Genomic DNA, 8752 nt, shown 5'->3' with positions numbered 1-8752 from the left:
TCAATGTTCTTAATGATGCTCCAGGTGCTCGTGTCAATAATGCTGATGAGGCCTTGTTTTAGGTTGGGGGTCGCCATGACGCGCTTTCCTTGGTAGGTCCACATAATTCCCGAGCCCAAGTGCGGCATGCCCTCTAGTTTAAGTTTCTTAACTAATTTGCCGCTTGCTAGTTCGATTACCGAGCACTCTCCTGTGCGGCTTGCTCCTAAGATGTGTTTAAAGTCATCGTCGAAAAAAAAGTCGTCAAGCACGTTACTTAGCGCAATGCGGCGGGTGGAAAAGAAGTGGCTACCAGTTTTGGTTGGGCTATGCCTATACGAAATCTCCCACATTTCAGGAACGTCCTTAAGCGCTACGACAAAACTTTGTTGCGGGCCCGCATCATAGACCGCACTCACGCGCGAGGTAATGCCGTCTTTCGAGGCTACTGGGAGGAACTCGAGCAGGTTAAGAGTTAGGGCATCTAAAATGACGACGGTGTGAGGGAGGTAATTTCCTACTATTAGATATTTCCCGTTTCTTGAGACTGCAATGTTTCGGGTGTTAATGCCGGCACGAACCTCCGCGATGGTCTTAAAGTTATACACATCAAAAATGCTAATCCACCCATCGCGCGAGGCTAGATAAGCGAATCTTCCGTCGGGCGAATACTTTATGCCACCGTGAAGGGCCGGTCTGGTGGAAAAGCGATGAAGAACGGAGAAGTTATCGCCATCTATGACGCTTACATGTTGATCCCCCAATTCAACTGCTAAAAATATATTTAAAATATCGCCCTGATAGATTGGCTTTGAGGGTAGCTGCGATATGTCGTGATAAATAACGCGAGAAGAGTTAATTTGCTTCTCGCCCCAGCTGGGAAGGGTGGCTAGAGGCTTATAGATATACTCGGTGAGTGCGGCAATTTGTTCCTCGCTTAAAGTGTTCTTAAAGGCAGGCATTTGCGTAGCAATGGCGCCATCGCGAATTTTTTTTGCGGCGAGCGGTTTAGGGGTTCTTTCCAGACTTTCCGGCAGAAGGGCTGGCCCCATTAGTCCAAGGCGCCCTTCTCCATGGCAGCTAGCGCAGTGCGATTGGTAGAGTTCGTTAACCGATGTCTCATTTTCAGCCCAGAGGGGAGATGAAGAAAAAAGTATAGCGGTGGCAAATAAGGCAAGGGAAATAGAAATATAATAGAGACGAATCTGCATTTCACTTAATCCTTTTAATGGCGTTAGAAGTAAGGTAATTGCTTGCTATTTCCACGACTAGGCTAGTTAGCTCCTTAGCACAACCGAGATGAGGAGTCATGGCAATTTTAACCTCTGGGTACTGTGTCTGCTTAGACGACAGAATGCTGGGAATGTCCTGAGCTACGTGCTTGCCTGGAGCAAGGAAGTAAGGAAAGACTATAATTTGTTTAGCTTGATTCTTAGCTAAGTAATCAATAGCGGTCGATAAGCTGGGTTGTGATATCTCGAGAAAACTTAGTTCTACTACGTCGAAGCGGTTTTTAACTTCCGCCCTTATGCGCTCGATTAGTTGGCGCACTTCTTCATTGGACTCTGGGCGCTTACTTCCATGCGCCACAAGTAAGAGGCAATTCATCTCAATTAATGAGTGTAGGAGTTTGGCTCATCCCCAACTCGCCCATAAGAGATACATTTCCCACCGGCGATATCGAGCTTGCCGTACTTTTCGAGAAACTGCACGACGTTTCCAATGACGATAAGGGCCGGTGATTGAATATTGTGCTCCTTGGCGAGTTCCGGGAGCTTTCCCACCCAGGCGGTGTAAACTTCTTGGGTAGGAAGCGTGGCATCTTTTATAATCGCCGCTGGCACAGATGCGCCATTCGGATTCTTGCGACAGATCTCCCTAACGAGCTCGTCAATAATGGTTAAGCCCATATATACGACATAAGTTCTTTGAGTGAAGTCTAGAGAACGAAACCGTGAGTAGTCTCCGTTTTTCTGTCGGTGACCGGTAATTAAGGTAACTTCCGATGCATATTCGCGATGGGTTAGCGGAAGCGCGAGAGCAGCCGCTGCTCCCAGCGCAGCGGTTATTCCAGGAATTATCTCGCAATCGAGTCCTAGGCCCATTAGTGCCTCGTATTCTTCGCCACCACGGCCAAATATCATGGGGTCTCCCCCCTTTAGTCTGCCAACAATTTTCCCTTTCATGGCGCTATGCGCAATGAGAGAATTGATATCGTCTTGCGGTAAGGAGTGATTGCCCTTGTGTTTTCCTACGAAAATCTTTTCGGCTCCCGGTTTGCAATGACCTAAAATTTCGTCGCCAACCAAAAAGTCATAGAGCACTACATCGCAAATAGATAGAGCTTTAACAGCTCGAATGGTAAGTAGGTCGGGGTCTCCAGGCCCTGCCCCGATTAGAAAAATCTTACCTTTAGGGCTATGCTGGTAACTCATATTTTAAAAATACTATAGTGAAAAAAGATTTCCGTGGCTTAAGCTCTTCCCTAAGGTATACTCACCGCTCCCTGTTCTTAGCAATACGTATATAAGCAATTATTCCTAGTTTTCATCAAGCTTCTCGTTAGTGAGATAGTAAATAAGAGCATCGAGATCGGCGTTACTCATTTTGTCGCGATAATCCTTAGGCATTATGTCCGCCTTAAAACCACTAGCAATGCTGCGATTGGGTTCGATGATAGCTTCTCGTATCATCGTGCCATCCATGGTGCTGGCAATTTCATCTAACTTGGGTCCGATATTTGACACCCCTTCCTTGCGAAAAACGTGACAGGAGCCACACTGCATGTCTTCGTAAATCTTTTTTCCTTGCGCCATTAAGGGATCCTGAGACGTTCCCTCGCAATAAGCCTCTTTGCTAAGGCTAACGATGAATAACGCCAATAGAAAATATTTTACTGCGTAGGTCTTCATTGTTTAACCAAGGTGCGTGGCAAATTTGCTCCACCAGTCGTCTAGCTGAGGAAGAAAATAGCGCAGCCTACACTTTTTAAACTCTGTTGGGGAATAAAGCACTAAGTAATCTCGACATTCGATTTTTTCGGCAATATCGCTTACCACCTGTTGCACATGCTCGTCGGTTGGCCCGTGCACCATGGCATAGAGCGAGTAGGGGAAGTCTGGTATAGTGGTGCGCCCATAACAGTGACTTACTTGAGGATTTGCGGCAAGCTTTAGTCCTTTCTCTTTTAAGTCTGCTTGAGGAATGTTCCAAACGGTCATGGCGTTAAATTTGACGCCTAGCTTGCGGTGTAAAAAAGTTGCCACATACTTTCGCACTGCTTTTCCTAGGTAAGTACTGGCAAAGTGGAGCAAGGATTCTTCGCTAATGCCGTTTTTTTCGGCCAAAGTGCGAAACGGGTGTGCGACCGTGGGTAGGTCCTGTTGAAGAGCCAAAATAATTTTCTTAGTTTCCTCAGTAATGACTAGGTTGTCGCAAGAAGAAGCACCTTCTTTGAGTGCGGTATCGTTACTAAGGGAGTGCAAATCAAAAACTACCCCGACTTTAAAGGTCAAGGTCCTTCGCAGAGGGTAGTAATGATCAATGCCCGTAATGTTTTCTAAAATTCTTAAAGTTTGGTCTAGCCCCATTTCTCTTGGCACGGATATGGTAAACCACAGATTAAAGTCGTGGTTGCGCTCATAGTTGTGCGTTACCGTGGGGTGAGAGGATATTATCTCAGCAACTTCATGAAGTCGCTCCTGGGGAATCCTGCCGCAAACTAAGGCCGCCTCGTAGCCTAAAAGGTCTCCTTCCATGATTGCTGAAATTTCTCGCAGCACTTTTTGCTCTCGCCAAAGAAGGACTTGATCAATTACCTCTTTTTCGCTTAACCCCAGGGGGTCACCGGCTGCAGTAAACGGTTGGCTCACCAATGGAACCTGGCGCTGAAGTGATTTTGCTAGTTGGTTTTTAATTTCTTCGTTCACTATCCTTACCTTAAATTAAAGTCCTATTTGAAAAGCACGCCAAACGCCAAATATTCCCGAGGGGCTTTTTATTCTCGTTCTTTTTATGATTTTAAGAGTGTTTGCATCTATGGCCAAAAGCTCATTGGTTTCATTAGAAGATACTAACGCCTGGTCTCCTCTTGGCGTAAAGACTAGATGATATATCCGCTTTCCCGCGTCAATTACGGAAATGGTTTGCTTGGTTTTAGTATCTATTACTTGAATCTTGCCATCGACCTCATCTCCTGAAAATGTGACCCACAGCTGGCGATGATTGGGGTGAACCACGGCGTAAACGGGATCGCCAAGTAAGTTAATTTCTCCGGCAAAGTGAAAATCATCTCCTGTAAGAATTGAAATCTTGTTAGTCCCCGCACGGGGAACAAATATTTGATTATCCGCAACGGCCCACGCCTCCATATGGGGCATCTTAACCGGCGGCAAATTGGGCGACTTGTGGGGATCTACCACTATGCTCTTAGCTTTTTCGCTCTCCTCCCAAAAATCGATAAGGCTAATCTTGTCAGAGTTAAAATGCCCTGCAACGTAGTAACGTCCCTCTGGGGTTACAAATCCATCAAAGGGATTCATTGTGGCGGCAGCATAGCGCTTTTTTATCTCGTATATGCCCTTTTTGTTTTGGGCCAGGAGCCAAATTTCATTTGCATCCATGAGGCCACAAATAAAGGTATTGTTGGGTCCATCTACTAGGCCGGTAACCCGAGAGAGGATTTTTTGATGCTTAACTTCGACCTCGGCAGGAATGCGCTTAATCACTTTAAAGGTCTTAGTGTCGACAAGAGTTATCCCTCCCGGCTGGTAATCGGCGACGGCAACGGTCTTTCCGTCCTGGGAGATGGCAAGGCCGATGGAATTGTTGGAAGTCTTTAGGCTGCCGTGGTTCTCCAGCGTGGGGAGGTGAATCCGTGCCAGGCGGCCATTTCTGGTAGCGACATAAGCATAAGTAAGTGCCGGGTCAAAAACCATTGAGGCATGGCGCAAATTTCCCGAAAGGGGGATTTGTTTGATCACCGCGAGGGTTTCGAGATCGACTACGGCAACTTTTTCGCTTTCCCGCTTGATTACAAAAACTAACTTGCCAATTCCGGAAAAATTACTGTCGGCCAAGGCAATTTGCGCACAGCATATTAGTGCCAGCAAAATCGCACCGATAATCTTTTTCATAAACTTGCCCCGCTAAAATCAATTAGGCTAGTTGAGTTTGGTAAAGAAATTTCATCTTCGCTTAGATAGCACGCTGGATCGGGCGCCCACATATCGCCGGTTGCCGCCAAAGCTCGCTCGCGGTGCGAGCCACGACAGAGTTTTATAAATATGCAGCCCTTGCACTTGCCGGTTAGATATTTTTCGCGCTCGCGTAGTCTTTCGATTAAGGGAGACTTTAGTATCTCGGAGAGTGATTTATCTAAAATATTGCCGCAATCAGTAGTCTGCCAAAATTGATCGGGATGGACATTGCCCTTGTGGTCGATATTAATAATCTTTTCTCCGGCGCTGTTTCCTCCGCGCTGGGTAAGGAGGCCATAGATTAACTCCGCGCGTTCTTTGCCAAACTGCTCCCAGACAAATTTGTAAAGCAACACTCCATCTACATCGTTGCCGCCGGTGACGATGGAAATTTTCTTGCCTTGGTCTAACAAATCCACTGCGCGCTTAAAAAGCAATGAGGTAATTTGTCTACTGCGATCATTGTCGAGGTCATAGCGGGCATAGGATTTCGCTCGGCCGCTGTAGACTAAATGAGAGACGTAAAAGCGAGGTATCTCTTGCTCCACCGCAAGATCTAATAGCGAAAAGAGATAATGTTCGTTTGCAGCGGTTAGGGTCATTCTTAAGCCCGTAGCAAGGCCCGCATTTTTGGCGTTGAGGATTCCTTCCCAAGCAAGTTTAAATCCGCCTTTTAGGCCGCGGTGTTTGTCGTTAAATTCTTCAAGTCCATCGAGACTCACCCCCACATAGCGAATTCCTGCACTTTTTAGCGATGCGGCCATTGGTGGGGTTATTAGCGTGCCATTGGTGGAGAGATGACAGGATAAACGCTTGGCAGTGGCGTAGCGAATTAGTTCAATTAAATCGCTACGCATTAACGGTTCGCCCCCCGAAAAAATTATTATGTTAATGCCGTCGTGGTGAAGTTTGTCGATTATGGATAGGGCTTCCTCAGTGCTTACCCCGTCAAATTCGGGTTTTAGTTTTGCTGAAGCGTAGCAGTGAGGGCAGGTCATGTTGCAGCTATGGTTTACATTCCACACTACTACTGGAGGTTGGTTCTCGAGAAAGCGCGATTTTGCCTGGTCCCGCAACTGCTGAGCTACGTCGATGTTGTTAACGGAGTTTGTAGCGATAGCGCTGCGAAGCAGTTCTGAGATTTGTAGCATGTGTTTGGATAGTTAGGGTGTTAAGCGCTTACTCATTCTAGTAATTCTTGCCGCCACTTGCAAAAAAATCGGCAACTTTTTTGCGCAGAATCTCCTGGCGCTCCTTTCCCTTGGGCAGTTGTATTCTAACTTTTTTCATGTTGTCTAGAAAAAGATTGCTTGTTTTGGGAATGATCTTTTCAATTTCTTCCTTTAATCTCTTAGCGAAACTGCAAGATGCACCATTAGTTGAAATTGCAACCGTTAGCTCGCCATCGTGGATAAGAGCCGGAAATATAAAGTCTGACTCATGGGGAAAATCTACAAGGCAACAAAGCGCACCGCATTTCTTAACATCCTCGCCAATGAGTTTTTGCCTATCTAAATCGCTAACGGCAACCACTGCAAGAGAAAACCCTGAAGCATCGCCCCGCTCGTAAACCCGAGGAAGGTATTCTAAGCTGTAACTATCAATTAAGTCCCTCACCGCCTCAATTACGGTAGGCGAAATCACCGTGCATTGCTTAGTAAACTGCACAATAGAGTGCAGTTTTTTAAGCGCCACCTCACCGCCCCCCACTATCAACACACGCCTCGAGTTAGTATTTAAAAATAAAGGAAAGTAAGTCATTGATTGCCATGCTCCGTTGTGGGGTAAGTCAATGATTTAGCTATTATTTTTTCTTAGTTAATGCAACGTTAGGCAAAATGATTGTTGGGTGCGAGAATATACTCTTATGCTTCTAGCTACTTAGGGCTGGTTCGATTACCTTACATGATTCATGCGGGGAGTGTTGCACTTCTGTTTCTGATGGTGGGTTAAGTTATAACTTGGCGAAGCTTTAAGTTCCATCTATTGCAGAAGTACTACGGTTATTGTAGTACTTCTGCAATAGATAGCCATGAAAGACTCAATATTAAGACAATTAGAGGGGCTTCCTTACTTTTCTAGCGCTGACTTACGGGCTATACTAGTTCCCGACAAGACTGCTCAAGTATTTTTATATCGCATGGCCAAGCGCGGTGAGATCCTTAAGCTAAGGCGCAGTGTTTATGCCACGAGAGCTTTTATCTCTTCTGTTAGAGAATTAGGAGAGATAGTTGCTTATCAGGAATTTTTGGCTAATGTGCTCGTGTCTCCATCTTACATTAGTTGCGAATATGTTTTAGCAAAGCACGAGCTCCTTACAGAGGCGGTTACTACTATTACGAGCCTTACGCCGAAACGCCCGGTTCTTATAAGTAATGCCCTCGGTTACTTTCAATATAGAAATATTGCTAACAATATACTTGGTAAATTTGACACGATTAACAAAGGCCGTTTTACAGTAAAATGCGCTTCACGTATCCAAGCCCTCTTTGATTATCTATACATGAAAAAAAAGGACTTAAAAAATATATCCCCTAGTATCGTTAATGAATTGAGGATAAATGCGCATCTTCTCTCTAAACGTGACTTTGCTGAGCTCAAAGAACTAACAGCAAGAAGTAGTTCTCGCAAACTAATGAAAATCGTTAAGCTGCTAGAGGCTATGTATGTTAGTTAATGAGCTCAAGAGTTATTATCAGGCACTTCAGCTAAATCCCCAATCTACGCTGGCGTATCGAAGAAATAGATTAAAGGAAGCTCTGCATATTTATGTGCTTGATTTTCTCTATAAGCATAATGACTTTCGAGCCCTTATCTTCTATGGCGGAACATGTTTGCGGTACTGCTTTGGCCTTCCCAGACTATCTGAAGCTCTGGATTTTGAATACTTGGATGGCGACTTTGACCTTCGTAGACTTGAAGGCGATATGCTAGACTACTTTCGCGTCAGTTTAGGTTATCCAGAATTGAGCACTAGTGTGCAAAAATTTAGACTGTATCTTAAATTCCCAGTATTGCACGCATTGCAGATAGCTACGCTCGATCAATCTGACTACTTGCATGTAAAGATTGAAGTAAATTCGACAACTCGCTTGTTGTCGTCCTACGCTGTCGAAATCGAGCCAATTTTTAGAATCCAGCGCACCTTTTTTATTAAGCGATACGATCTGCCGACGCTAATGGCCTCGAAGATATGTGCTCTAGTAAATCGCACATGGATGCGCCACCACAAAGAACAGGGCGTTGTATCGGATGCTAAGGGTCGGGATTACTACGATCTCATCTGGTATATGCATAAGGCAATTCAGCCGAGATGGGCATTTACCGGTTTTGCCTCAAAAGAAACCATGTGGAGTGTAGTCGGGGAAAAAGTTAAATCCGTTAGCACGAGAAGTATAGAAAACGACCTCGTAGATTTTCTAGAAAATCCAGCTGAGGCTAGAGATTTTGCTACCAATCTTAAGGCTAGCTATGATGCGCTCTACTTGAAGCATTACGCGGTCAGGTAGTCATGCCCCTCCCGAAAAGTATTTGTGGGAAGGGCATGCGCGCAACTGCATAGATACTCCGAGTTT

The 8752-nt window shown here is 45.4% G+C and carries 10 protein-coding genes; 2 read left to right on the top strand and 8 right to left on the bottom strand.

Annotated elements, in window-relative coordinates:
- The 8 genes from IT291_05075 to IT291_05040 all read right to left on the bottom strand — a co-directional run.
- Nucleotides 1-1190 (bottom strand): c-type cytochrome (locus IT291_05075; protein ID MCC6220599.1); only part of this gene is annotated, 1190 nt, incomplete at its 3' end.
- A gap of 1 nt (nucleotide 1191) precedes the next feature.
- The gene (locus tag IT291_05070; GenBank protein MCC6220598.1) at nucleotides 1192-1587 is read right to left on the bottom strand and encodes a CbiX/SirB N-terminal domain-containing protein; all 396 of its coding nucleotides are present in this window, start codon (nucleotides 1585-1587) and stop codon (nucleotides 1192-1194) included.
- Between the two features lie 5 nt (nucleotides 1588-1592).
- Nucleotides 1593-2414 carry a uroporphyrinogen-III C-methyltransferase gene (cobA, locus tag IT291_05065; GenBank protein ID MCC6220597.1) on the bottom strand — a complete coding sequence of 274 codons (822 nt, stop codon included), beginning with the start codon at nucleotides 2412-2414 and terminating at the stop codon, nucleotides 1593-1595.
- Between the two features lie 105 nt (nucleotides 2415-2519).
- The gene (locus IT291_05060) at nucleotides 2520-2891 is read right to left on the bottom strand and encodes a cytochrome c (GenBank protein MCC6220596.1); all 372 of its coding nucleotides are present in this window, start codon (nucleotides 2889-2891) and stop codon (nucleotides 2520-2522) included.
- A gap of 3 nt (nucleotides 2892-2894) precedes the next feature.
- Nucleotides 2895-3908, bottom strand: coding sequence for a hypothetical protein (locus tag IT291_05055; protein ID MCC6220595.1), 1014 nt, complete (start codon nucleotides 3906-3908; stop codon nucleotides 2895-2897).
- A gap of 15 nt (nucleotides 3909-3923) precedes the next feature.
- Complete coding sequence (locus IT291_05050) at nucleotides 3924-5114, bottom strand: hypothetical protein (GenBank protein ID MCC6220594.1); 1191 nt, start codon at nucleotides 5112-5114, stop codon at nucleotides 3924-3926.
- Nucleotides 5111-6328 carry a radical SAM protein gene (locus IT291_05045; GenBank protein MCC6220593.1) on the bottom strand — a complete coding sequence of 406 codons (1218 nt, stop codon included), beginning with the start codon at nucleotides 6326-6328 and terminating at the stop codon, nucleotides 5111-5113. The genes IT291_05050 and IT291_05045 overlap by 4 nt, the downstream gene beginning before the upstream one ends.
- A 37-nt stretch (nucleotides 6329-6365) precedes the next feature.
- Nucleotides 6366-6896: a bifunctional precorrin-2 dehydrogenase/sirohydrochlorin ferrochelatase gene (locus tag IT291_05040; protein ID MCC6220592.1), complete on the bottom strand. Its 531-nt coding sequence runs from the start codon at nucleotides 6894-6896 to the stop codon at nucleotides 6366-6368.
- 313 nt (nucleotides 6897-7209) lie between these two features.
- Here IT291_05040 and IT291_05035 point away from each other — a divergent pair, with 313 nt between their 5' ends.
- Complete coding sequence (locus IT291_05035; protein ID MCC6220591.1) at nucleotides 7210-7854, top strand: hypothetical protein; 645 nt, start codon at nucleotides 7210-7212, stop codon at nucleotides 7852-7854.
- Nucleotides 7844-8686, top strand: a complete 843-nt coding sequence (locus tag IT291_05030; protein ID MCC6220590.1) for a nucleotidyl transferase AbiEii/AbiGii toxin family protein — start codon at nucleotides 7844-7846, stop codon at nucleotides 8684-8686. The genes IT291_05035 and IT291_05030 overlap by 11 nt, the downstream gene beginning before the upstream one ends.
- The last annotated feature ends 66 nt before the right edge of the window (nucleotides 8687-8752 follow it).

It is taken from the genome of Deltaproteobacteria bacterium (assembly GCA_020845775.1).
Taxonomy (GTDB): domain Bacteria; phylum Bdellovibrionota_C; class UBA2361; order SZUA-149; family JADLFC01; genus JADLFC01.
Note: the sequence above shows the minus strand (reverse complement) of the source record. Positions and strands in the feature narration are given on the sequence as shown.